This is a genomic window from Mariniluteicoccus flavus (genome assembly GCF_054776655.1).
In genome coordinates this window covers 416,075-438,492 of sequence record NZ_BAAHBN010000001.1, presented here as the reverse complement: position 1 = coordinate 438,492, position 22,418 = coordinate 416,075, and the positions used below count along the sequence as shown (strand labels likewise).

Annotated in this window: 22 protein-coding genes; 16 read left to right on the top strand and 6 right to left on the bottom strand. The window is 69.0% G+C overall.

The genetic code is table 11. The annotated features are described in order from the left end of the window. The first annotated feature begins 1 nt into the window (after position 1). Complete coding sequence (locus ACYVAG_RS02230; protein WP_460765902.1) at positions 2 to 1,528, top strand: UxaA family hydrolase; 1,527 nt, start codon at positions 2 to 4, stop codon at positions 1,526 to 1,528. A 14-nt stretch (positions 1,529 to 1,542) separates the two neighbouring features. Continuing rightward, positions 1,543 to 3,003, top strand: a complete 1,461-nt coding sequence (locus ACYVAG_RS02225) for a tagaturonate reductase (RefSeq protein WP_460765899.1) — start codon at positions 1,543 to 1,545, stop codon at positions 3,001 to 3,003. A 1-nt stretch (position 3,004) separates the two neighbouring features. Here ACYVAG_RS02225 and ACYVAG_RS02220 read toward each other — a convergent pair whose 3' ends face one another. Both ACYVAG_RS02220 and xseA read right to left on the bottom strand, forming a co-directional pair. Next, entirely contained in the window at positions 3,005 to 3,259 is a 255-nt protein-coding gene (locus tag ACYVAG_RS02220; RefSeq protein ID WP_460765896.1) for an exodeoxyribonuclease VII small subunit, read from the bottom strand. Beyond that, on the bottom strand, positions 3,252 to 4,502 hold the full coding sequence (gene xseA / locus ACYVAG_RS02215; protein WP_460765894.1) for an exodeoxyribonuclease VII large subunit: 1,251 nt from the start codon (positions 4,500 to 4,502) through the stop codon (positions 3,252 to 3,254). The genes ACYVAG_RS02220 and xseA overlap by 8 nt, the downstream gene beginning before the upstream one ends. A gap of 31 nt (positions 4,503 to 4,533) precedes the next feature. Between xseA and ACYVAG_RS02210 the strand changes: the two genes are divergently transcribed. Together ACYVAG_RS02210 and ACYVAG_RS02205 are read left to right on the top strand one after the other, a co-directional pair. Then, on the top strand, positions 4,534 to 5,514 hold the full coding sequence (locus tag ACYVAG_RS02210) for a 4-hydroxy-3-methylbut-2-enyl diphosphate reductase (protein WP_460765891.1): 981 nt from the start codon (positions 4,534 to 4,536) through the stop codon (positions 5,512 to 5,514). Positions 5,515 to 5,632: 118 nt separating this feature from the next. Beyond that, on the top strand, positions 5,633 to 6,172 hold the full coding sequence (locus tag ACYVAG_RS02205; protein ID WP_460765889.1) for a sunset domain-containing protein: 540 nt from the start codon (positions 5,633 to 5,635) through the stop codon (positions 6,170 to 6,172). A 98-nt stretch (positions 6,173 to 6,270) separates the two neighbouring features. Here the strand turns inward: ACYVAG_RS02205 and ACYVAG_RS02200 are convergent, their stop codons facing one another. Then, positions 6,271 to 7,065 carry a carbon-nitrogen hydrolase family protein gene (locus ACYVAG_RS02200; RefSeq protein WP_460765886.1) on the bottom strand — a complete coding sequence of 265 codons (795 nt, stop codon included), beginning with the start codon at positions 7,063 to 7,065 and terminating at the stop codon, positions 6,271 to 6,273. A gap of 127 nt (positions 7,066 to 7,192) precedes the next feature. On the opposite strand from ACYVAG_RS02200, the gene ACYVAG_RS02195 reads away from it, so the two are divergent. Beyond that, positions 7,193 to 7,315 carry a hypothetical protein gene (locus ACYVAG_RS02195; protein ID WP_460765883.1) on the top strand — a complete coding sequence of 41 codons (123 nt, stop codon included), beginning with the start codon at positions 7,193 to 7,195 and terminating at the stop codon, positions 7,313 to 7,315. A gap of 7 nt (positions 7,316 to 7,322) precedes the next feature. Here ACYVAG_RS02195 and ilvA read toward each other — a convergent pair whose 3' ends face one another. The 3 genes from ilvA to ACYVAG_RS02180 form a co-directional block, all read right to left on the bottom strand. Beyond that, the gene (ilvA, locus tag ACYVAG_RS02190; protein WP_460765880.1) at positions 7,323 to 8,582 is read right to left on the bottom strand and encodes a threonine ammonia-lyase IlvA; all 1,260 of its coding nucleotides are present in this window, start codon (positions 8,580 to 8,582) and stop codon (positions 7,323 to 7,325) included. A gap of 154 nt (positions 8,583 to 8,736) precedes the next feature. Next, on the bottom strand, positions 8,737 to 9,939 hold the full coding sequence (locus ACYVAG_RS02185) for a DUF480 domain-containing protein (RefSeq protein ID WP_460765877.1): 1,203 nt from the start codon (positions 9,937 to 9,939) through the stop codon (positions 8,737 to 8,739). A gap of 113 nt (positions 9,940 to 10,052) precedes the next feature. Next, positions 10,053 to 11,660 carry a DNA recombination protein RmuC gene (locus ACYVAG_RS02180; protein ID WP_460765874.1) on the bottom strand — a complete coding sequence of 536 codons (1,608 nt, stop codon included), beginning with the start codon at positions 11,658 to 11,660 and terminating at the stop codon, positions 10,053 to 10,055. Positions 11,661 to 11,737: 77 nt separating this feature from the next. Here ACYVAG_RS02180 and ACYVAG_RS02175 point away from each other — a divergent pair, with 77 nt between their 5' ends. From ACYVAG_RS02175 to ACYVAG_RS02125, 11 genes are all read left to right on the top strand, one after another. Next, the gene (locus tag ACYVAG_RS02175; protein ID WP_460765871.1) at positions 11,738 to 12,670 is read left to right on the top strand and encodes a hypothetical protein; all 933 of its coding nucleotides are present in this window, start codon (positions 11,738 to 11,740) and stop codon (positions 12,668 to 12,670) included. A gap of 55 nt (positions 12,671 to 12,725) precedes the next feature. Beyond that, on the top strand, positions 12,726 to 14,021 hold the full coding sequence (locus ACYVAG_RS02170) for a M18 family aminopeptidase (RefSeq protein WP_460765868.1): 1,296 nt from the start codon (positions 12,726 to 12,728) through the stop codon (positions 14,019 to 14,021). A gap of 539 nt (positions 14,022 to 14,560) precedes the next feature. Continuing rightward, complete coding sequence (locus ACYVAG_RS02165; protein WP_460765866.1) at positions 14,561 to 15,628, top strand: GNAT family protein; 1,068 nt, start codon at positions 14,561 to 14,563, stop codon at positions 15,626 to 15,628. 297 nt (positions 15,629 to 15,925) lie between these two features. After that, entirely contained in the window at positions 15,926 to 16,999 is a 1,074-nt protein-coding gene (gene ychF, locus ACYVAG_RS02160; RefSeq protein WP_460765863.1) for a redox-regulated ATPase YchF, read from the top strand. Positions 17,000 to 17,114: 115 nt separating this feature from the next. Next, complete coding sequence (locus ACYVAG_RS02155) at positions 17,115 to 18,113, top strand: 5'-methylthioadenosine/S-adenosylhomocysteine nucleosidase family protein (protein ID WP_460765860.1); 999 nt, start codon at positions 17,115 to 17,117, stop codon at positions 18,111 to 18,113. A gap of 150 nt (positions 18,114 to 18,263) precedes the next feature. Further along, entirely contained in the window at positions 18,264 to 20,216 is a 1,953-nt protein-coding gene (locus ACYVAG_RS02150) for an AAA family ATPase (RefSeq protein WP_460765857.1), read from the top strand. Between the two features lie 95 nt (positions 20,217 to 20,311). Next, positions 20,312 to 20,584, top strand: a complete 273-nt coding sequence (locus ACYVAG_RS02145; protein WP_460765855.1) for a type II toxin-antitoxin system RelE/ParE family toxin — start codon at positions 20,312 to 20,314, stop codon at positions 20,582 to 20,584. Further along, positions 20,554 to 20,883, top strand: a complete 330-nt coding sequence (locus ACYVAG_RS02140; RefSeq protein ID WP_460765852.1) for a HigA family addiction module antitoxin — start codon at positions 20,554 to 20,556, stop codon at positions 20,881 to 20,883. Before ACYVAG_RS02145 ends, ACYVAG_RS02140 begins: the two co-directional genes overlap by 31 nt. Further along, positions 20,884 to 21,576, top strand: a complete 693-nt coding sequence (locus ACYVAG_RS02135; protein WP_460765849.1) for a hypothetical protein — start codon at positions 20,884 to 20,886, stop codon at positions 21,574 to 21,576. It begins immediately after the preceding gene. Between the two features lie 54 nt (positions 21,577 to 21,630). Further along, positions 21,631 to 21,912, top strand: coding sequence for a type II toxin-antitoxin system prevent-host-death family antitoxin (locus tag ACYVAG_RS02130; protein WP_082805748.1), 282 nt, complete (start codon positions 21,631 to 21,633; stop codon positions 21,910 to 21,912). Next, on the top strand, positions 21,909 to 22,319 hold the full coding sequence (locus ACYVAG_RS02125; protein ID WP_068494595.1) for a type II toxin-antitoxin system VapC family toxin: 411 nt from the start codon (positions 21,909 to 21,911) through the stop codon (positions 22,317 to 22,319). The genes ACYVAG_RS02130 and ACYVAG_RS02125 overlap by 4 nt, the downstream gene beginning before the upstream one ends. Positions 22,320 to 22,418: the final 99 nt, after the last annotated feature.

The window sequence follows — 22,418 nt, the reverse complement described above, 5'->3', positions numbered from 1 at the left end:
CATGTCCGACACCACACCTTCGATCCTCGTGCTCGACCGCGGCGACGACGTCGCCGTGGCGATGCGTGACCTGGTGGCCGGTGAGGCGTTCACCGGACCCGACGGGACCATCACCGCGCGATCCGACGTGCCCCGTGGTCACAAGGTGGCGCTGAAACCGGTCGCCGAGGGCGATCGCGTCCACAAGTACGGCCAGTCCATCGGGCTCGCGACCGTCGACATCACGCCCGGAGAGCACGTGCACGTGCACAACCTCGGCTATGTCGAGGAGGTCGGCGGCTACGAGTTCGCGACCGTGACGGCCGAGCTGCCGGAGCCACCGGCCGGGCGTACGTTCCGCGGGTTCCTGCGCGCCGACGGGCGGGTCGGCACCCGCAACTACATCGGGATCCTGACCTCGGTCAACTGCTCGGCGTCCACCGCGAAGATGATCGCGGAGCAGGCCAAGCCCCTGCTCGCCGACTTCCCCAACGTCGACGGCGTCGTGGCGCTGACCCACGGCAGCGGCTGCGGGATGATCCCCGCGTCGCAGGGGGGATCCACGCTCCAGCGGACCCTGCGCGGCTATGCCGCCCACCCCAACTTCGGTGGGCTCTTGGTGGTCGGGCTCGGGTGCGAGGTGTTGCAGGTCGACGACCTCGCCGCGTCGAGCCCCATTCCGTCCGACACCCTGGTGGAGGAGATGACGATCCAGGCGGAGGGCGGAATCCGCGCGACCGTGCGCGCGGGACTGGACGCGCTCGCGCGCATGCTCCCCGAGCTCGACGCCCGCGAGCGGACCGACCAGCCGCTTTCGAAGCTGGTCCTCGGGCTGAACTGCGGCGGCTCCGACGGCTATTCCGGCATCACGGCCAACCCCGCACTCGGGTACGCGTCCGACCTCCTGGTCGCCGCGGGCGCCAGCTCGGTGCTGGCCGAGGTGCCGGAGGTCTTCGGGGCAGAGGCGCTGCTGACGCGGCGCGCCGTCTCGCGCGACGTGGGCCAGAAGCTGCTCGACAGGCTCGAGTGGTGGCGTGACTACGTGCAGCGTGGGGGTGGCAGCCTCGACAACAACCCGTCGCCCGGCAACAAGGCGGGCGGGCTGACCACCATTCTCGAGAAGTCGCTCGGCGCGGTGGCGAAGGCCGGCCGGGCGGACCTGACCGATGTGATCGACTATGCGGAGCCCATCCAGGGGCCGGGGCTGAAGCTCATGGACACCCCGGGCTATGACCCCGTCTCGGTCACCGGCCTCATCGGGGGCGGCGCCACGGTGGTGGTGTTCACCACCGGTCGCGGGTCGGTCATCGGCTCCCGCCCGAGCCCCATCATCAAGGTCTGCACCAACACCGAGACCTTCGACCGGCTCGTCGACGACATGGACATCAACGCCGGCCGCATCGCCGACGGCACGGCCGGGCTCGAGGAGGTCGGCCGCGAGATCTTCGAGGCCATCATCGACGTCGCGTCGGGCCGGCGCACCGTGAGCGAGGAGCTGGGCCTCGGCCAGGAGGAGTTCGTCCCCTGGCAGCTCGGCGCCGTCACCTAGGAACAGGAGCACCCATGACCCCCACGCCCCGTCCGCTCGACCGGACCACCCACACCGTCCCGGCGCGCCCCATCACGATCCTCCAGTTCGGCTCCGGCAACTTCCTGCGCGGCTTCGCCGACTGGATGGTCCAGCAGTCCAACGACGCGGGCCTCACCGACCACGGCATCGCCATCGCGTACGCGACCCACCGCGCGGACCGGCCCGCCGAGCCGCTGGTCGACCAGGACGGACTGTTCCAGGTCTGCCTGGAGGGCATCCGTGACGGTCGAGCGCATCGCCGCGTCGACCTCGTGGACGCGGTTCAGACCGTGATCGACCCGTACGCCGACCCCGAGGCGTACCAGGAGGTCGCCCTGTCGCCCGACCTCCGCGTCGTGATCTCCAACACCACGGAGGCGGGCATCGTCTATGTCGAGGACGACCTCGAGCGGCGTCCCGCGCCGAGCTTCCCGGCCAAGATCGCCCAACTGCTCCACGACCGGTTCGACTCCTTCGGGGGCGACCCGGCCGCCGGGTTGTCGATCGTCTGCTGCGAGCTGATCGAGGACAACGGCACGACCCTGCGCCGCATGGTCCACCAGCACGCCGCCCGGGCCGGGTGGGGGAGTGACTTCACCACGTGGCTCGACGAGCACAACGAGTTCTGCGACATGCTCGTCGACCGCATCGTCTCGGGGTTCCCCGCCGACGAGGCCGACGCCATCGCCGCCGAGACCGGCTGGGACGACCGGGCGCTCGTGAAGGGTGAACTCTTCTCGCTGTGGGTGATCGGGGGAGGGCCGCGCCTGGCTGGGCTGTTGCCGCTGGACCGCCTGGACCTGGGCGTGCGGTTCGTCGATCGCGCCGAGGTTGGCCCCTTCCGCGACAAGAAGGTGCGCGTCCTGAACGGCTGCCACACCGCGATGGCGCTCCTGGGGCTCCAACTCGGCCACGAGACCGTCGACCAGCCGTTCGGCGACCTCGACCTGCGGGCCTGGCTGCAGACCATGATCGACACCGAGGTGCTGCCCACGATCGACGGTGACGCCGCCGAGCTGCGGGAGTTCGCCGCCGCCATCCTCGAGCGCTTCGACAACCCGTCGCTCCACCACCGGCTCGCCGACATCAGCCTCAACTCGGCCGCGAAGTGGCGCTCGCGCAACCTGCCGGTCGTGCTGGACCGGTGGGCGGCCGGCGAGGGGGCACCGCTGTCGGTGACCTCGCTGGCGGCGCTGCTGGTCCTGTACGCGCGCGGCGCGGCGAACCCGGACTTCGTGGCGCGTGACGACGCCGAGGTCCTGGTGGTGCTCCGCGAGGGGTTCGCCCCGGACGACGTGCGGGGCTGGGTTTCGCGCTGCCTTGAAGTGTTGGGACTCGACGGGCTGCCGGAGGCCAGCCGGCTGCGGGACGAGGTGACCGAGGCCGTCGAGGCACTGCTCGGCGACGGGGCCCGGTCGGTGGTGCAGGGATCGCTGGAAAGCCGCCGCCGCTGATTCAGTCGCTCGCCGCGTCCTTCGCCCGCGCCTCGTCGATGCGGGCCTTGGCGCCGTCGAGCCAGCGCTGGCAGATGTCGGCGAGCTTCTCGCCGCGCTCCCACAGCTCCATCGACTCCTTCAGCGTGGTGCCGCCCGACTCGAGCCGGCGTACGACGTCGACGAGCTCGTCGCGCGCCGCCTCGTAGGTGATCTCGTCGGCCTGGCCGGCCTTGGGGTCGGCCTTGTTGACCTGGCTGGACTGGGGCTCACTCATCGCTCTCTCCTTCGTCGCCCTGGCGGGCCTCGCTCGCGTGGATGTCGCGGACGGCGACGACGAGCTCGCCGTCGCCCAGATAGACCTGCAGGTCGTCGTCGACCTCGACGTCGTCGACCGAGGTGATCGAGTCGCCGGCGCCGTCGACCAGGATCGCGTAGCCCCGCTGCAGCGTCGAACGCGGCGACATCGCGCGGACGCGGTTCAGGTCGCTCGTCAGGCCCTGCTGCTCAGAGCGGAAATGGGCGTCGAGCGCACGGTCGGCCCGCGCGGCGAGGTCGTCGATCTGCTGGTGGCGGATGGTGAACGCGTGCAGCGGGTCACGCAGCGCCGGCCGCGAGCGGAGGTCGGCGAGCTGTTGCTGGTCGCGGCGTACGCGCTCGACGACGCGGGAGCGCAGGCGGTCGCGCGCCTGGCGTACGCGGTCGAGCTCGTCGCGCACGTCCGGCACGACGCGCTTGGCGGCGTCGGTCGGGGTCGAGGCGCGCAGGTCGGCGACGAGGTCGAGGATCGGGGTGTCGACCTCGTGGCCGATGGCGCTGACGACCGGCGTGCGGGCCGCGAAGACCGCGCGGGCGAGCCCCTCGTCGGAGAACGGCAGGAGGTCCTCCAGCGAGCCGCCGCCGCGGGCGACGACGATGACGTCGACCTCGTCGGCGCGGTCGAGCTCGGCGACGGCGTCCATCACTTGTTGGGCCGACTGGGGGCCCTGCATCAGCACGTGGCGGGTCTCGAACACCGCGCCCGGCCAGCGGTCGCGGACGTTCTCGACCACGTCGCGCTCGGCGGCCGAGCCGGCGCCGGTGACCAGCCCGATGGCGCGGGGGAGGAACGGCAGCCGCTTCTTGAGCTCGCGCGCGAACAGGCCCTCGGCCTGGAGGCGCCGCTTGCGCTGTTCGAGCTCGGCGAGGAGGCGGCCCTCGCCCGAGGGTCGCAGCTCGTCGCAGGCGAACGAGAACGAGCCGTTCTTCTCCCAGATCCTCGGGTGGAGGTGGGCGGTCACGACCATGCCTTCGGTGAGCGGGCCGGCGAGGTCGAGGACCGAGCGTGGGACGCTGACCGACACCGACATCTCGGCCAGCCGGTCGCGCAGCGTGAGGAATTGGATCTCGGCCTGGCGCCGCTTGATCTCGATCACCTGGGCCTCCACCCAGATCCAGCCGCAGCGGTCGACATAGGCCGACATCGCCCGCAGGACGCGGCCGAGCGGCTGCGGCGAGTCGGGGGAACTGTCGAGGGCCATGGACTCACCCTAGCCACGTAGACTGACACGCATGACTGCTGAGAAGACCACGACCGTCAAGCGTGTCGCCGTCGCCGCCCCCCGGGGTTATTGCGCGGGTGTCGACCGCGCCGTGGTGACCGTCGAGAAGGCGCTGGAGCACTATGGCGCGCCGGTCTATGTCCGCAAGCAGATCGTCCACAACAAGCACGTCGTCGAGACGCTCGAGGAGCGCGGCGCGATCTTCGTCGACGAGCTGAACGAGGTGCCGGAGGGCTCCATCACCGTCTTCTCCGCCCACGGCGTCTCGCCGATGGTCCACGAGGAGGCCGGCCGCCGCCACCTCCAGACCATCGACGCCACCTGCCCGCTGGTGACGAAGGTCCATCACGAGGCGAAGCGCTATGCGCGCGAAGACCTCGACATCCTGCTCATCGGCCACGAGGGCCACGAGGAGGTCGAGGGCACGTCGGGCGAGGCGCCGGAGCACATCACGCTGGTCCAGTCGGTCGACGACGTCGCGTCGGTGACCGTACGCGACCCCGAGAAGGTGGCGTGGCTGTCGCAGACGACGCTGTCGGTCGACGAGACCATGGCGATCGTCGCCGCGCTGCGCGCGAAGTTCCCGAAGCTCATCGACCCGCCGTCGGACGACATCTGCTATGCGACGTCGAACCGCCAGGCCGCGGTCAAGCAGATCGCCGGCCACTCCGACCTCGTCATCGTGGTCGGGTCGGCCAACTCGTCGAACTCCGTACGCCTGGTCGAGGTCGCGCTGGAGGCCGGGGCGAAGTCGGCGTACCGGGTGGACAACGCGGCCGAGATCCGCGAGGAGTGGCTCGACGGCGTCGAGTCGGTCGGCATCACGTCGGGCGCGTCGGTGCCGGACGTGCTGGTGCAGGGCGTCATGGAATTCCTGCAGGAGCGGGGATTCCCGGCGGGCCAGGAAGAGGTGCTGACCGAGGAGACGCTGACGTTCGCGCTGCCGCCGGAGCTGCGGAAGATCATGAAGAAGGAGAAGGGCGGGCGCTGAGGGGAGCGTCAGTTCTTTTGTGCAAACGCCTGCGCCGACGCTGACCGGGGAGGATGATCGTCCCTGACGACGAGGCGGGGGAACAGCGATGCGCAGGACTGTGGTTGTGGGTGTGGCCGTGGCGATCACGGGAGCGGCGGTGGTGGGCTGCGGTCCTGAGGTGCCGAAGGCGGCGCCGACGCCGGTGAAGGTTGCCGCGGGGGTGCCTGCGGCGTCAGCGCCGGCGCCCGTGACCAGTCCCAGCGAGGTGCCCACTCCCAGTGCGGCTCCGGCGGCGCCGTCGCGTACACCCGAGCCCACGCCCGTCGCCACGGCCAGCCGGTCGGCCGCGACCCCGCGTACGACGTCGGCGCCCACGCCCGCCCGGACCACGGCCGTACGCACGACCGCGGCGGCCCCGCGTACGACGGCGCCGCCGACGACGCGCTCGGCGGAACCGCCCGAACCGGCGCGCGCCGCTGGTGGAGGCGCTGTGGCGCCGGTGGGGAAGGACTGTCCGGCGAGCGCGCCGATCAAGGGCAATCAGGGCAGCCGCAGCACCAAGGAATGGATCTATCACCGCCCGGGTGGGGGCTCCTACAAGGTGACGGAGCCGGAGGAATGCTTCGCGAGCGGGTCGGACGCCGAGGACGCGGGCTATCGGGCGGCGAAGAACTGATCACTGCGCGGCGTCATGGACGATGTGCAGAGATCGGCCGTCTGACGGCCCAGATCGGCTCGAAACGTCCGATCTCCGCAGATCGTCCAGCGAGCCGGCTAGCTCAGCTTCGCGTTGACCAGCACCGGGATCGCCTCGCGCGCCCGGTCGGCCTCGGCCGGATCGATGTCCACCACCAGCAGTTCCGGGGCACCCTCCGCCTTCGCGAGCACCTCACCCATCGGCGACACGACCTGGCTGTGGCCGATGCCGGTGGGGGCGCCCTCCTTGGCCTCGACACCCGACTGCGCCGGATCGGCCTGGCCGCACGCGACCACGAACGACGTCGAGTCGAGCGCGCGGGCGCGCACCAGCAGGTCCCACTGCTCGGCCTTGCCCCTGCCCGAACCCCAACTCGCGCACACGATCTGTACGCGGGCACCCGCCCGCGCGTGCTCGATGAACAGCTGCGGGAACCGCACGTCGTAGCAGGTGGCCACGCCCACCGTCTCGCCGCCGACCTCGAACCGCGTCAGCCCTTCACCCGGGTCGACGGTGTCGGACTCCTTGAACCCGAAGGCGTCGAAGAGGTGGACCTTGCCATAGCTGGCGTCGGCGTCCGGCCCGGCGATGAGCAGGGTGTTGCGTACCTTCTCGCCGTCGCCGGGGGTGAACATGCCGAGCACGACGGTGATGCGGTGCTCGCGCGCGAGGGCGCGTACGCGGGTGGCGAACGGTCCGTCGAGCGGCTCGGCGATCTCGGTCAGGTTGTGGCCGAAGGCCCGCATGGTGGCCTCGGGGAGCACGACCAGCTCGGCCCCGGCGTCGGCGGCCTCGGCGACCTTGGCGGCGACGAGGTCGAGGTTCGCGGCGACGTCACGGTCGGTGCAGACCTGGGCGACGGCGATCTTCATGGGAGTCCTCCTGGGTTGCGCTGCAGGATCATGGAATCAGGTCGCGCACGCTGGAAGGCGTCTGGTCGCATCTCGAGAGCGAAAGGTGACCGTTGACGCGCAGGTGCCGAACACGCACGCTTGATTCATGACCGATGAGCAGACGTCCGTGGGCGCGCCTGCCGAACGTACTTTTGGCGTCATGGACTTCGAGGTTCCTGACGATTTCGGTGATCCTCTGCCCGACGACGTGGTGGCACTCTGGGAATGATGCCGAACTACACCAAGAACCGATAGAACGGTCCGTCCGGGTCCACCGGCTCGACCTGCATCGGCGACCGCTCCATGCGGTCCAGCAGGCCCGCCAGGTCGTCCGCGGACCCCAGCTCCACGCCCACCAGCGCCGGGCCGGTCTCGCGGTTGGACCGCTTCACATACTCGAACAGCGCGATGTCGTCGTCGGGGCCCAGCACCTCGTCGAGGAACCGGCGCAGCGCTCCGGGCTCCTGCGGGAAGTTCACGAGGAAATAGTGCTTGCGGCCCTCCCACACCAGGGAGCGCTCGACGATCTCGGAATAGCGTGAGACGTCGTTGTTGCCACCCGAGACGATCGCGACGACGGTCTGTCCGGGCTCGACGTCGACCTGACGGCCCAACGTCGACGCCGCGAGGGCGCCCGCGGGCTCGGCGATGATGCCGTCGGTCTGATACAGCTCCAGCATCTCGTGGCAGATCTGGCCCTCGGGCGCCGCCGTCAGCTCGATCCCGGCGTCGGCGATGATGCGGTGGGTCAGGTCGCCCGCGCGGCTGACGGCGGCGCCGTCGACGAACGTGTCGATGCGGTCGAGGCTGACGGGACCGCCCGCGCGTACGGCCGCGCCCATGCACGCCGCGCCGGCCGGCTCCACGCCGACGATGCGCGTCTCGGGGTGGTGGGCGGCGAACCAGGTGGCGCACCCGGCGAGCATGCCGCCGCCGCCGACCGGGATCACGATGACGTCGGGGGCGCCGCCGAGTTGCTCGACGACCTCGGCCGCGAGGGTGCCCTGGCCGGCGATCGTGCGGGGGTCGTCGAAGGCCGGGACGATCGTGGCGCCGGTGGTGGCGGCCTCGGTCGCGGCGGCGGCGGCGGCCTGGTCATACGTGTCGCCGGTGACCACGAGCTCGATCTGTCCTCCGCCGAGCTTGCGCATGCGGTCGCGCTTCTGGCGCGGCGTCGTGGCCGGGACGAAGATGCGGGCGCGGATGCCAAGGGCCGCGCACGCGTACGCCACGCCCTGGCCGTGGTTGCCGGCGCTCGCACAGATCACGCCGGCTGACTTCTCGGCGTCGGAGAGCTGGCTGATGAGGTTGTACGCGCCCCTGATCTTGTAGGAGCGGACGGGCTGGAGGTCCTCGCGCTTCACCCAGACCTGGGCGCCCGTGCGCTCGGACAGGCGAATGTTGTGCTGCAGCGGGCTGTCGGCGATGACGCCGTCGAGGCGGGACGCGGCGGCGTCGACATCGGCGGCGGAGGGGACAGTCAACTGGTCAGGCACCTGCCCCATGGTGCCGCAGGGGGCGGAGGCGTGGGCGAGAGTCCGGTGCGCGGGATGCCTGACCGGGTGGATGGCGGAGTTGAGCCGCATAGTCACGGCTCAACTTCGCCACCCGAGCGGTCAGGACCTGAGCGGGCGCCAGCGAGACGAGGAGTCAGGACTGCGGCGTCCGCGCCAGCACGTACAGGTTCGGGTCGGCCTCGCCGAGCACTGGCCCCCGGACATACCACTCGTGGATCTCGAATCCGGCCGACGCGACGGCGGACCGCACCTCGTCGGGGTCGTGCAGCACGAGGTCGACCGCGAACGGCTGGTCCCACAGCGTCTCGAAGCGGCGCACCTCGGCCCCGACGTGGACCGCCAGCGCCAGCCATCCGCCGGGGGCGAGGACGCGCGCGAACCCGGCCAGCGTGGGGACCAGCTCCGACGGCGCGAGGTGGACCAGCGACTGCCAGGCCGTGATGGCCCCCCACGCCGACGCGTTGCGGGGCCGCAGCAGTCGGGTCAGGTCGCCGACCGCGAAGGTGACCTCGGGGTGGCGCCGGCCGGCCTCGTCGACCATCGCGGGCGCCAGGTCGAAGCCCGTCACGTCGGCGCCCGTCTCGGCCAGGGCCGCGGTGGTGGCGCCCGGCCCGCAGCCCACGTCGGCGACGGGACCCTCGGCGCGGTCGGCCACGCGCCCGAGCAGCCAGGCGTCGAAGGCCGGGAGTCCGGCGGCCTGCTGGTCGGCGTACGCCGTGGCCACCGAGTCGTACGCGGCCACGACCTTCTGGTCGCGGACCGAAGGGCCGTCGGCGATGACAGGCTCGCGATCGACGGTCGGTGTGGCCTCCGGGGCGGCGACGGCGGGCGACTCGACCGGGCCGAGGAGATGGATCCAGCGGGGGTCCTGCTGGCCGGGGCGCCGCTCGAGAACCCGGACGAGCGGGGTCTCGCGCTCGGCCAGGCGCTGCAGGCAGGCCTCGGCCTCGCCCTTGTCGGCGAAGGGGTGAAGCCGTTCGGTGCGGACCTTCAGCTCGCCGGCCGACTGGGGGCCGCGCAGGAGGAGCACCGTGACGAGCGCGCGCTCGTCGTCACCGAGGGAGAGGTGCTCGTCGAGCCGCTGGTGGTATTTGATCGCCCGCGACCCCTTGCCGGCCCACACGAACCGCACGAGCTCGCGGTCCTTCAGCCCGCGCAGGGCGGTCTCGATGGCCTGCTCGTCGTGGTCGGTGACGGGCTCGCGGCTGCTGGTCTGGTTGCAGGCCGTACGCAGGGCGTTGAGCGACAGGGGATAGGAGGCCGGAACCGTGCGCTGTTTCTCCAGGAGGCTGCCGAGGATGCGCTGCTCGATGGCGTCCAGCACGAGGTCGGTCATGGGAGACAGCCTAGATCCAGTTGGCTGAGCGAGGCCGCCTGCGGCCGAGTCGAAGCATGAACCGGCCCCGGACAGGGCGGTGTCCGGGGCCGGAGTCTGGATGAGCCGGTCGTTCAGCTCGTGCGGCGGTCGCGCTTCGGGCCGATGGGCGGGTCGGCCCATTCGAGCAGGTCGGGCTCCGAGCGCTGGAGCTCCGAGCGCTCCGGCAGCCCCTTGCGGCGTTCGCGGCCGATCATCGGCTCGACCTGGACCGCGTCCTCCACCAGCTCGGGCGCGGCGATGTCGCGCGTCGACTCGTCGACGGTGGTGTAGGACGTCAGCTCCTTGTCGGTGACCTGGAGGTCGCGGAACCGGCGCGCGGTGACCAGCACGCGCGACTCCATCGAGCCGACCATCTGGTTGTAGGCGTTCACGGCCGCCTTGAGCGAGCGGCCCGTCTTGTCGACGTGGCCGCCCATCGCGGCGAGCCGGTCGTGGAGCTCGCGCCCGAGCGTGAACACCTCGGCCGCCGACTCCGCCAGCGCCGCCTGCTTCCAGCCGTAGGCCACCGACCGCAGCATCGCGATCAGCGTGTTCGGTGTGGCCACGACGACGTCGCGGTGGGCCGCGTACTCCTGCAGGTCGGGGACCTGCTCGAGCGCCGCGAACAGGAACTGCTCGTTGGGCAGGAACAGCACGACGAACTCGGGGGTCGCCGAGTCGGCCTTCCAGTATTGCTTCGACGAGAGCTGGTCGACGTGACCCTTCACGTTCTTGCCGAACAGCACCATCTTCTCGGCGCGCGCCCGCTCGTCTTCGGTCTCGTGGGCCTCGAGGAAAGCGCTGAGCGGCACCTTCGAGTCGACGTAGAGGAACTTGCCGTCGGCGAGGTTGACCCGCATGTCGGGCCGGATTGTGCGGTCCTCGCTCGTCGTGGTGGTGGCCTGGAGGTCGAAGTCGCAGCGCTCGACCATGCCGGCGTACTCCGCCACCCGCTTCAGCTGCATCTCGCCCCACGAGCCGCGGACCTGCGGCTTGCGGAGCGCCGTCGCCAGCGCATGGGTCTCGCGGCGCAGGTGTTCGCCGGTGTTCTGGACCATCTGCACGTGGTTGCGCAGCTCGGTCGACATCTCGACGCGGTCCTTCTCGACCGACGCGAGGCGATCGGAGAACTTCACCATCAGCTCGGTGAGCGGGTCGATGATCGCCTTGGTCTTCTCGAAACGCTGCTCGGCGGTCACGTCGGCAGCCTTGCCCTGGCGCTCGAGCGTCTCGCCCGACAGCACCTTGAACTCGTTGACCAGCGCGACCCGGTCCTCGGCGAGCTTCTGGGCGCGGTCGCGGGCGGCGTCGCGCTCGGCGCGCGCGGCGGCGAGCTGGGACCCGACCTCGGCGGCCTCGGCCTGGGACTTGGCGGTCTCGGCGCGGGCCTCGGCCACGTCGCTGCGGACGTCGGCCGCGACGGCCTCGGCGCGGGCGATCTCGGTGCGCAACGTGGCGACCTCGGACCGCGCGTGGGCGGTCTCGGCGCGGGCGTCGGCGGCCTGCGTCCGGGCGTCGGCGGCCTCGGCCCGAGCGTCGGACGCCTGGGCCTGGGCACGCGCTAGCTCGGCCTGGGCGGCGAAGGCGGTCGCGCGGTCGTCGGCGGCGGTCGAGAGGCCGCGGGAGCGCAGCGCGAACCACGCCCCGGCGGCGCCCAGGGCGAGGCCGATCACGAGCATGAGGACAGCGGTGGGATCCATGGTTTCGATCTTGCAGGAGGGGTCTGACAATTTCTGAGTGCCGCTCCGGGGACCCCCTCGATGCCTACCCTCGATGGATGAATGCAGCGGTGGCCGCGCAGCGGCAACACGACGTCGAGCCCCACACCATGCGCCATCTCGGCGTCCTTGCGCTGGGTGCCTTCGCCACCCTTTGCGCCTTCATCGCCCTGCGTCAGTGGACCGTGCTGGTGCGCCTCCCCGAGGGCCCCCGCGACGCGGTGCCGCTCTTCGCGGTCTCGTCGGGGCCCATCACGGCCTTCGTGATCGTCGTGGCCACGGCCGCGCTCCTGGCCGAGGCGGTGTTGGTGTCCCGCCACGTGGTGTTCCGCTGGCTGGCCCTCGCGGCGGGTCTGGGCGCGGTGGTGGCGTGGGTGGCCGCGTACGCGAGCCAGCTCGCCCAGGTCGAGTCCGCACTGGTCGCGGCCCGCCCCTGGATCGGCCGGTGTTCGCCGGCCGCGCTGTATTGCCCGTCGTATCGGATCGGTGACGGCGCGATCTATGCCCGGGGTGCTCTCGCCGTGGCCGTCGCCACGGTCCTGCTGGCGGTGTTCGGCTGGGGTGCCGCGACCCTGGGTGGCGCGGTCGTCGCCAGCATCCAGGGCATGGCGCCCCACATCGTGGGCCATGAGGTCACCGCCACAGACGTACGCGGGGTCTGGTTCTGGTCGGACACCATGATGGTGGCCAGCCTGTTCCTCGTCGTCCTGCTGGGGTGGTGGGCGCTGGGGCTGGCCATGGGTCCGAAGTGGTGGTGGCTCGTGGTCGCGATGGTCATCTGGGCGGTGCTGTTCTTCGTCATGGTCACGTTGGGCTCGGATCGGCCGGAGCAGGAGCAGGTGCTCACCGCCGTGCAGGGGCTCGGGGTGCTCGGCGACCGCGACTGGATGTTGGCGTTCGTCCTGCTGTACATCCTGTGCCCGGTGGGGCTGCTGATCACGTGGCTGACGGAGCGGCGGCGTACGCCCGCCCCGGCTGTCGTGGTGGCCTGACGAGCACGTTCCGCCGATCCGGGCGTTTGTCGGCCACCAGTGGTTGGATGGGGGCATGCCCCACGCCGAGTCGTCCAAGCACGTCACCGATTTCGCCGCCTTCGTGCAGGCGTCGCCCAGCTCCTACCATGCGGCCGCCGAGCTCGCCCGCGTGCTGACGGAGGCGGGCTTCACCCGCCAGGACGAGACCGAGCCGTGGGACGCGTCGCCCGGCGGCCACTTCCTTGTCCGCGACGGCGCGCTCATGGCGTGGCGCGTGCCGAAGAAGGTCGACGTCGAGCGCGTCGCGTTCCGCATCGTCGGCTCCCACACCGACTCGCCGGGCTTCAAGGTGAAGCCCGACCCCGCGTACGGCTACGCCGGCTGGCAGCAGATGGGCGTCGAGGTCTACGGGGGCCCGCTGATCGGCTCGTGGACCGACCGCGAGCTCGGTCTGGCCGGCCGCATCGTGACACCTGCCGGCGCGCAGCGCCTGGTGAAGACCGGCCCGCTGATGCGCATCCCGCAGCTCGCGATCCACCTGAACCGGTCGGTCAACGACGAGGGCCTCAAGCTCGACAAGCAGGCCCACACCCAGCCCGTCTATTCGGTGGGGCGCCCCGACCTGCGCCCCCTCGACGTGATCGCGTCGTACGCGGACGCCGACGGCGGTCCCGAGCTGACCGGCGACGACATCGCCGGCCACGACCTCATCTCCTATGACTGCCAGAAGCCGCGCGTGTTCGGCGCCGACGACGAGTTCCTCGCCTCGGGCCGCATGGACAACCTGACCGGCGTCCACTCCTCGCTGATCGCGCTGACCAACACCGAGGCCGGCGACGACATCCAGGTCATGGCGTGTTTCGACCACGAGGAGATCGGGTCGGCGACCCGCTCCGGCGCGGCCGGGCCGATCCTCGAGGACGTGCTGCTGCGTACGGCCGCGGCCCTCGGCGCCGATGTCGACCAGACCCACCGCATCATCGCGCGCTCGACCTGCGTGTCGATCGACGCGGGCCACGCGGTCCACCCGAACCACGCCGGCATGCACGACCCGGTGAACCGCCCGCTGCTCAACGAGGGCCCGCTGCTGAAGATCAACGCCAACCAGCGGTACGCGACCGACGCCATCGGCTCACAGCTGTGGCGCAAGGCCTGCGCCGTCGCGGGCGTGCCCACGCAGCCGTTCGTGTCGAACAACGCGGTGCCGTGCGGCTCGACGATCGGCCCGATCACCGCGACGCGCCTCGGCATCACGGTGGTCGACGTCGGCGTACCCCTGTTGTCGATGCACTCGGCGCGCGAGATGGCTGGGGTCGACGACCTGTACTTCATCACCCGGGCGCTGCAGGCGTACTGGCAGGGAGCCTGAACGCCCGGCCTCAGACGCCGCAGTCGGACAGCTTCGCGAAGGTGACGCCCCTCGCCCTCATCTGGGGGAGGGCGACCTTCATCCCGTCGAAGGTGGGGTGCTTCGGCTGGTTGAAGTGGCCGATGATGATCGACCCCGGGCGGGCCTTCGCGGTCTCGCGGGTGACCTGGGTGGAGACCGGCCATGGGCGTGAACTCGCCGTTGCTCCACTGGGACGGCGCCCGGCCCGAGAAGCGGCGCACGATCTCGTCGCGGGAGACGACCGGGGGCGCGGTGGGGGTGGGCGACGGGGGAGGCGGGGCGGGGATGCCGGGTGTGGTCGGGGGCGCACCGGCTGGAGTGGGCGGTGTGCTCGATCCACTCGCGGGGACGGGCGCGCAGCCGGTGAGCACCGTCGCGGCCAGGCCCGCGATGAGATCGCGGCGCGACACGGGCCGCCCGGTGGTTTCGAACACGAGCCCAGCGTACGCGTGATTTGGGGCAGTTGACCGAAATATATTCGGTGGCGGGAGGCGTGTGGTGGCGGAAGAGTGGTGCCCATGAACCCCGCCTCTGGAGAACTTTCCGTACGCCGCGTCACCGACTGGTTGGTCGACGGCCAGCCCAACCCCGATCTCGTCGCGGCCTGCGACCTGAACCGCCGGCAGTCGCGCCACGACTACGGTCACGAGGACTTCTGTTCCACGCCCGAGGTCGTGGCCAGGAACCTGTCGACGCCGGTGAAGCCGCACGCCTACTACGTCGCCGTGGACGGCGACCGGGCGCTCGGTGCGGTGCACATCGTGATGCCGGACAAGGACAACGTCACGACCGCCGAGCTCGACATGGTCATCGACCCGGAGGCGGACGCCCCGGCGGTGTTCGGCGGGTTGATCGAGGCGGCCGAGCCGATGCTGCGCGAGGCCGGGCGTACGGTCTGGATGGCCTGGACCGGATCGCCCCAGGACGCCAAGGGGGAGCCGCTTGAGGCGGCGACCGGTTCGGGGACCATCCCGAACACCCCCCAGCACGCGTCGATGTTGGCGAACGGGTGGCGGTTGGAGCAGGTGGAACGCAACAGCGTGCTGGAGGTGCACGCGGAGCGCGACGTCACGGGGCTGCGGCGCGAGGCCGAGGACAAGGCCGCCGGGTATGAGGTCGTGAGCTGGGAGGGCGCGACGCCCGAACACCTGCTCGACTCGATGGCTGTCATGCGGGCGCGCATGTCGATTGACGCGCCGATGGGTGAGATGGCCTTCGAGATGGAGAACTGGGACGCCGACCGCGTCCGCGAGCACGACCGGGTGAGCGCCGAACGGGACCGCACGATGCTGTGGACGGCTGCCCTATTCGAGGGGGACGTGGTGGCGTACACGCTGCTGGACCTGCCGCCGGACAACCTCGAGGTGGCCTATCAGGGCGACACCGTCGTGCACGGCGACCATCGCGGCCATCGGCTCGGCATGCTCGTGAAGCTGGCGAACCTCGACCAGCTGCGGGCGGCGCGCCCCGGCGTACAGAGGGTCCACACGTGGAACGCGGACGAGAACCAGTGGATGCTCGCGGTGAACGTGGCGATGGGGTTCGAGGTACGCGCACTCGAGGGCTGCTGGCAGAAGAAGGTGTGACGAGCTTCCCGTTGGCTGAGCGAGCGAAGCGACCCTGCACGTTGGCTGAGTGAGCGAAGCGACCCTGCACGTTGGCTGAGTGAGCGAAGCGACCCTGCACGTTGGCTGAGTGAGCGAAGCGACCCTGCACGTTGGCTGAGTGAGCGAAGCGACCCTGCACGTTGGCTGAGCGAGCGAAGCGACCCTGCACGTTGGCTGAGCGAGCGAAGCGACCCTGCACGTTGGCTGAGCGAGCGAAGCGACCCTGCACGTTGGCTGAGCGAGCGAAGCGAGTCGAAGCCTATAGAGTGGGCCGACGTGGCACTCACCATCGGAATCGTCGGCCTCCCCAACGCCGGCAAGTCGACCCTGTTCAACGCGCTGACGCGCAACGACGTGCTCGCTGCGAACTATCCGTTCGCGACGATCGAGCCGAACGTCGGCGTCGTCGGCGTGCCGGAGCCGCGGCTCGCGAAGCTGGCCGAGATCTATGGCTCGGCGGTGGAGCTGCCGGCGACGGTGTCGTTCGTCGACATCGCCGGCATCGTCAAGGGCGCGTCACAGGGTGAGGGCATGGGCAACGCGTTCCTCGCCAACATCCGCGAGGCCGACGCGATCTGCCAGGTCACGCGCGTGTTCGAGGACGCCGACGTCACCCACGTCGACGGCAAGGTCGACCCCGGCAACGACATCGACACCATCACGACCGAGCTGATCCTCGCCGACGTGCAGACGCTCGAGAAGGCGCTGCCGCGCTTGGAGAAGGAAGCGCGCATCAAGAAGGACGCGCAGCCGAAGTACGAGGCGTGGAAGCAGGCGCTCGACGTTCTCTACACCGGCAAGGGCGTGTACGCGGCCGGCCTCGACCGCGAGCCGCTGCGCGAGCTGTTCCTGCTGACCGCGAAGCCGTTCATCTATGTGTTCAACTGCGACCAGGACGAGCTGGCGAACGAGGAGTTGAAGGACCGCATGCGGGCGCTCGTCGCGCCGGCCGAGGCGATCTTCCTCGACGCGAAGATCGAGTCGGAGCTGGCCGAGATGGAACCCGACGAGGCGCGGGAATTCCTTGCGGACATGGGCATCGACGAGCCTGGCCTCGACGTGTTGGCCCACGTGGGCTATCGCACGCTGGGTCTGCAGAGTTATCTGACGGCCGGGCCGAAGGAGGCCCGTGCGTGGACGATCCCCAAGGGCGCGACGGCGCCGCAGGCGGCGGGCGTCATCCACACCGACTTCGAGAAGGGCTTCATCAAGGCCCAGATCGTGAGTTTCGACGACCTCGTCGCGGCGGGATCGGAGCAGGCGGCGAAGGCGGCGGGCAAGGTGCGGCTGGAGGGCAAGGACTACGTCATGCAGGACGGGGACGTGGTGGAGTTCCGTTTCGCGCTTTAACCTCTGGCTGCTGTGCCACACCAGGTTGGCACTAGTCCACGACGACCCGTACGAGCCTAGCCCGTAGGGTGACGCCGTCACGTGGTCTTAGAACCGCTCCGACATCGATCTCCTCGTGGAGCTTCCGCGACGCGCTTCCCAAGCTGAAATGGACGCAATTTGGAATCTTGAACCGTATCTGGACGTCTTTGAACTAGACAATGGGCGGGCGAGGAGCCTCGTCAACGAATCTGAGCTCCGCGCCGACACGAACGATGACCTCGTAGCCAAACTCGGCGCTGTCTGCCTAATGCAAGACGGCGACTGGCGGACAGACGCTAATGTGTTTCGTCAGCAGACTGTTCTGGCTGAACGGAATCCTGCCGCTACGCTCGTGCCCCTGTACGAACTCGAGGATGCTGTGCCGGCAGAGCGTGCTGACCTCCTGGTGGTCACTGCGCTCACCGAAGAATACGACGCCGTGCTCACGGCGCTGGACGTGGAGACAACCGAGCCCTCGTTACTCACGGTGCTTCTTGACGACAAGGGCTCACCGTGGAAGATGCGTGTGCTGAATCTACACGAGATGGGTTCGGTCGGGGCTGCACTGAAAACCGCGGATGCGATGCGACGCAGCAAGCCGTCACATGTCGTCCTCGTCGGTATCTGCGGAGGGATTCCTGGACGGAGCAACCTCCTTGATGTCGTCATTCCGCAGTCTGTCATCTACTACGAACCTGGCAAGACCACTCCCGATGGGGTGAAGAGCGGACATGCTAGTCATCAATGCGACACTGATGCTCGCAACCGGATCTCCGTCCTGGCCAAGAATCTCGATGGCCTAAGTATCCTCGCGGACGGAGAGCTGATGGCTTGCGGAGAAAAGGTGATCGCCGACGGCTCCGGTCGTGATGCTCTTGTCGATATCCACCGCAAGCTTGCTGCCATCGATATGGAATCTTACGGAGTGATTCGGGCAGCGGAGACTAGGAAGACCCCTGCGACCGTGATCAAGAGTGTCTGCGATCTCGCGGATGCGGATAAATCGGACGACTTGCATAATCGAGCCCGAGAGGCAGCCGCCCGAGTGTTTGTTGAGGCTGTCCGGGCCGGGGTGTTTCGCGCGGAAAAATAGAGGCGATGGCATTTGCCGTGGCGCTCGCATGTCGCGGAGCCAGGGGAGCGTCCTATCGGAGGCGGCGCAAAAGTCCGTTGCGGGCACGAGTGACGGTGCAGCCAAGTAGGCTCAGGAGCGTTCACACAGACGTGAGAAAGAGGTCGCATAGTGAAGCTGAAATCGTTCCGGGTGTCCCGGTACAGGAACGTGCTGGACTCGGGCGAAGTGCTGGTGGAAGGCGACGTCACCACCCTGGTCGGCATGAATGAGTCGGGCAAGTCGACGATGCTCGACGCCCTCTATCGGCTCAATCCGGTCTACGGCGACAAGTTCGTCGAGCTCGACGACTACCCGCGCTGGCGACGCAGCCGCGACAGCCGCAACGAAGACCTGCAGGCGATGTCGCCGATCGACGCGACCTTTGAGTTAGACCAGGAGGACCTCGAAGCGTTGGAGGAGGCCCTCGGGGAGGGCGTCGTTACACCCGGGACAGTTCAGGTCGGCCGACGCTACAACGACAGTCATTGGGTGAGGGTCGAGGTTGATGAACGCCGTTTCGTGCGCAATGTGCTCGATGGGCATCGCGATGCCGCGGCTCTTGCCGAGGCACATGAGACGGTCGCGTCACTGAAGACGGCTCTCACGGCTCTCGTCAAGGAGGAGGCGGCTGCGGCCGCCGCCGCCACAGCCGCCGCCGAAGCTTCAGAGGACGAACCAAGCCCGGCTAAGGAAGTTCCCGGCACGCCCACCGGCGAGGTGCTTGATCGCATCGCTGATTCCCTCGGCGCTGGTGGAAGTCCTGGTTCGGTGGCCGAATCTGCGATCTGGTCGCGGCTGCCGAAGTTCTTCCTGTTCACCGACTACCAGAGCCTCGAGGGTCGGGTAGACGTTGCTGAGCTGAAGACGCAGTCGGATGAGCATCCGGGGGCCTCGCCGAGGCAGACCGCTCGCGCGCTGCTGAAGCTCGCGAACACCGACGTGAACGCCATGACCGACTCGAACTTCGAGTCGAGCACGGCAGAGCTCGAGTCGGTCTCCAATGACCTCTCCCGGGAGATGAAGGAGTACTGGAGCACGAACCCGGAGCTGCGCATCAAGATTATGACCGAGCCGGAGACGGTCTCTAATCAGCATGGTCAGCACAGCGTCGTGCGGTACCTGAACTTCCGTGTCGAGGATCGGAAGCACGACTTCACCAACAACTTTTCGCGCCGCTCCTCGGGCTACCGGTGGTTCTTCTCGTTCCTTGCCGCGTTCAGCGAGTTCGAGACCCGTGAGAGCAACGTGGTCATCCTGCTCGACGAGCCGGGTCTCACGTTGCACGCAAAGGCCCAGCGCGACTTCCTGCGCTTCATCAACGAGCGACTCGCGCCGGCAGGCCAAGTGCTCTACACCACTCACTCGCCGTTCATGGTCGACCAGATTGAGCGAGTTCGCGTTGTCGAGGACCGCGGCGAGGACGTCGGCTCCGTGACTACGTCGGAGGCTCTGGAAGTCGGGGACGACAGTGCGTTCCCTCTCCAGGCGGCCCTCGGCTACGACCTGACGCAGAACCTCTTCATTGGTGAACGGAACCTACTTGTCGAGGGACCGTCTGATCTGGCGTTCCTGGACCTGGTCAGTCGTCGGCTGCGCGATCTCGGACGCGAGGGCGTGGACGAGCGATGGCGCATCTTGCCGGCAGGCGGATCATCCAACGTGCCAGCGTTCGTCTCTCTTCTCGGACGCAAAGTGTCGGTCACTGTGCTGCTCGACTCCGGGACAGAGGGCGGCGGAAAGGTCGAAGCCGCCATGAACGCGAACAAGATTGACAGCGAACGCATCGTTCTCGTCAGCTCTGTCCTCGAGCAGAAGCACGCCGACATCGAGGACCTCTTCTCCGTCGACGACTACATCGCGCTCTACAACGCGGCGTTCGGCAAGAAGCTCAAGGCCAAGGACTTGTCCAACCACCATGAGCGCATCTTGAAGCGCTTGGAGAACTCCGGCGAGCCGAGGTTCGACCACTGGCGTCCGGCCGAAGTCCTCCTGCGTGACCCCGCTCGTGTCGAGAAGCTCTCCGACGCTACGTTGGCCAATTTTGAGGCGCTGGCGAGAAAGATCAATGCCACCCACGCGTGACCCTCTGACTGCCACAGGTTGGTATGTGCCGGAAGGCGGTGGAGTTTAGGTTTAACGTCTAGCGGTATTGACGCGCATCGTCATACACTCGTCTCGTGATCAGGTCGTTCGGAGACAAGGACACCGAGCGGCTGTGGCGTCGTGAGCGTGTGCGGTCGATCGATCCGAGGATCCATCGAGTCGCCTTGCGCGAGCTTCGTCAGGTGGGGGCTGCGGAGTCGCTCGACGATCTTCGTATCCCGCCCGGCAACCGGCTCGAAGCGCTCAAAGGCGATCGGGCCGGCCAGCACAGCATCAGGATCAACGACCAGTGGCGGATCTGCAACGCGCGAGACCGATGCCGGACCGGAGGAGGTGGAGATCGTTGACTACCACTGACAAGATCGCGCCGATTCACTCGGGTGAGGTGCTCATGGAGGACTTCATCGAGGGCTTCGGCATCACCCAGAACAAGCTGGCCGTCTCGATCGGGGTTCCGCCCCGGCGCATCAACGAGATCGTCCACGGCAAGCGCGCGATCACGGCGGACACCGCTTTGCGGCTCGCGAAGTACTTCGGCACGACGGCGCAGTTCTGGCTCAACCTCCAGGCGTGCTACGACCTTGATCTCGCCGAGGACCGTGTGGCTGAGCAGATCGAGGCGATCAAACCCCTGCAGGTGGCCTGAGTGGCCGGCACGGCGGCCACGTGTGGCTACGCGACGCCCGGCAGCCGGCGCGTCGTCGTGTCGCCGGTGAGCCGCATCGGACGGCAGTGGGCGCGCTTCGTGGGGCCGGAGGCGACGCGTTTCAATAATGCGCTTGCGATCGGCTCGGCCATCGCCGGAGCCGTGGCTGCCGGCCTCTGGGCGCGACGCCGTGGGGGCGGGCTCGGCACCGTGGGGCTGGTGGCCGTCATGGCTGCCGATCTGGTCGGCGGGGCCTATGTCAACAACACCCGCGCCTGCGTCCGCTGGTATGAGCGGGCGGGCCAGGGCGATCGCGAGCACCTGGCCTTCGCCGCTTTACATGCGCACCCCGTCCTGGTGGCGTGGGTCGACCGCCGCCTCGGTGCTCGCGAGCACGCACTCGCCTGGGCGGTGGCCCAGTACGGCTACATGATGGTGGCAACGGTCATTATCCGTTCTTGCCCTGTGCGGCGGCGGATACTCGGCGTCGCGCTGACCGCTGGAGGTGTAGCCCTCGACCGCACCCTGGGCCCCTCGACGTCGGTCCCGTGGTTCTCATGGACCTACTACCCGAAGCTCCTGATGGGCCATGCTGCCGGATCCTTTCGGCCGGACGAGGACTTCGGCGCGGACTTCGCCCATCTCGAAGGGGTGCGGAAGCCGTGGCCCACGAGATCTGCTGTAAGTCAGTAGTTCGGCTGCGGATTCGCCGCAGCCCGAACGTAGCACGGGTGCTACCATGTTCTCATGAGCGTTGAGTCGCAGAGCGAGAGTCTCTCGCAGCGTGAGCTGCGCAATGAGTCCGGTCGTGTGCTCCGTGCCGTGAGTGAAGGGCGCTCCTTCGTGTTGACCAACAGCGGGGTACCCGTGGGGCGGATTGTTCCGCTGGACGCCCCGGCACCTCCGTTGCCGATCGCTCGTCCGGCACGGCGGCAAGGTGGATGGGCGGCACTGGCTGCCGATCGTCGCCCCCCCGCCGGGCGGAGCCTTGCGGAGGCCCTCGACGACCTTCGTGGAGACCGTTGGTGACCTCGACTCCTGTCGTCTACGTTGACACTTCGGCTCTGGGCGCGTTGCTGGTCGATCAGCCTGAGAGCTCGGCTCTCGTGGACTGGCTGGATCAGGAACCGGCCGTGTTGGTCTCCAGTGATCTTCTCGAGACTGAGCTGCGCCGTGTCGCGGTTCGCGAGGGGATCGACCAGGCGGACGTCAGTCGTCTCCTCGACGGCGTTGCGATGGCGGCTCTCGACCGGGCCGTCTACCGCAGCGCCGGCTTCCTGCCCATGCCCTACCTGCGCACCCTCGACGCTCTGCACCTGGAGGCGGCTATCCGGCTCGATGTCTCAGCGATCCTCACCTACGACCGCAGGCTCGCCGAGGCAGCCCTCTCCGTGGGCCTCGAGGTGATCGCTCCGGGCACCGAGAGTGTGACCTGAGTCAGATGGTCCTATGTGCCGGAACGCGGTTGAATTTCGTTTCGCCGTATAATCTCTGGCGTCCGCGACAGGTCGTGAACGGCCTGTTGTACAGACGAA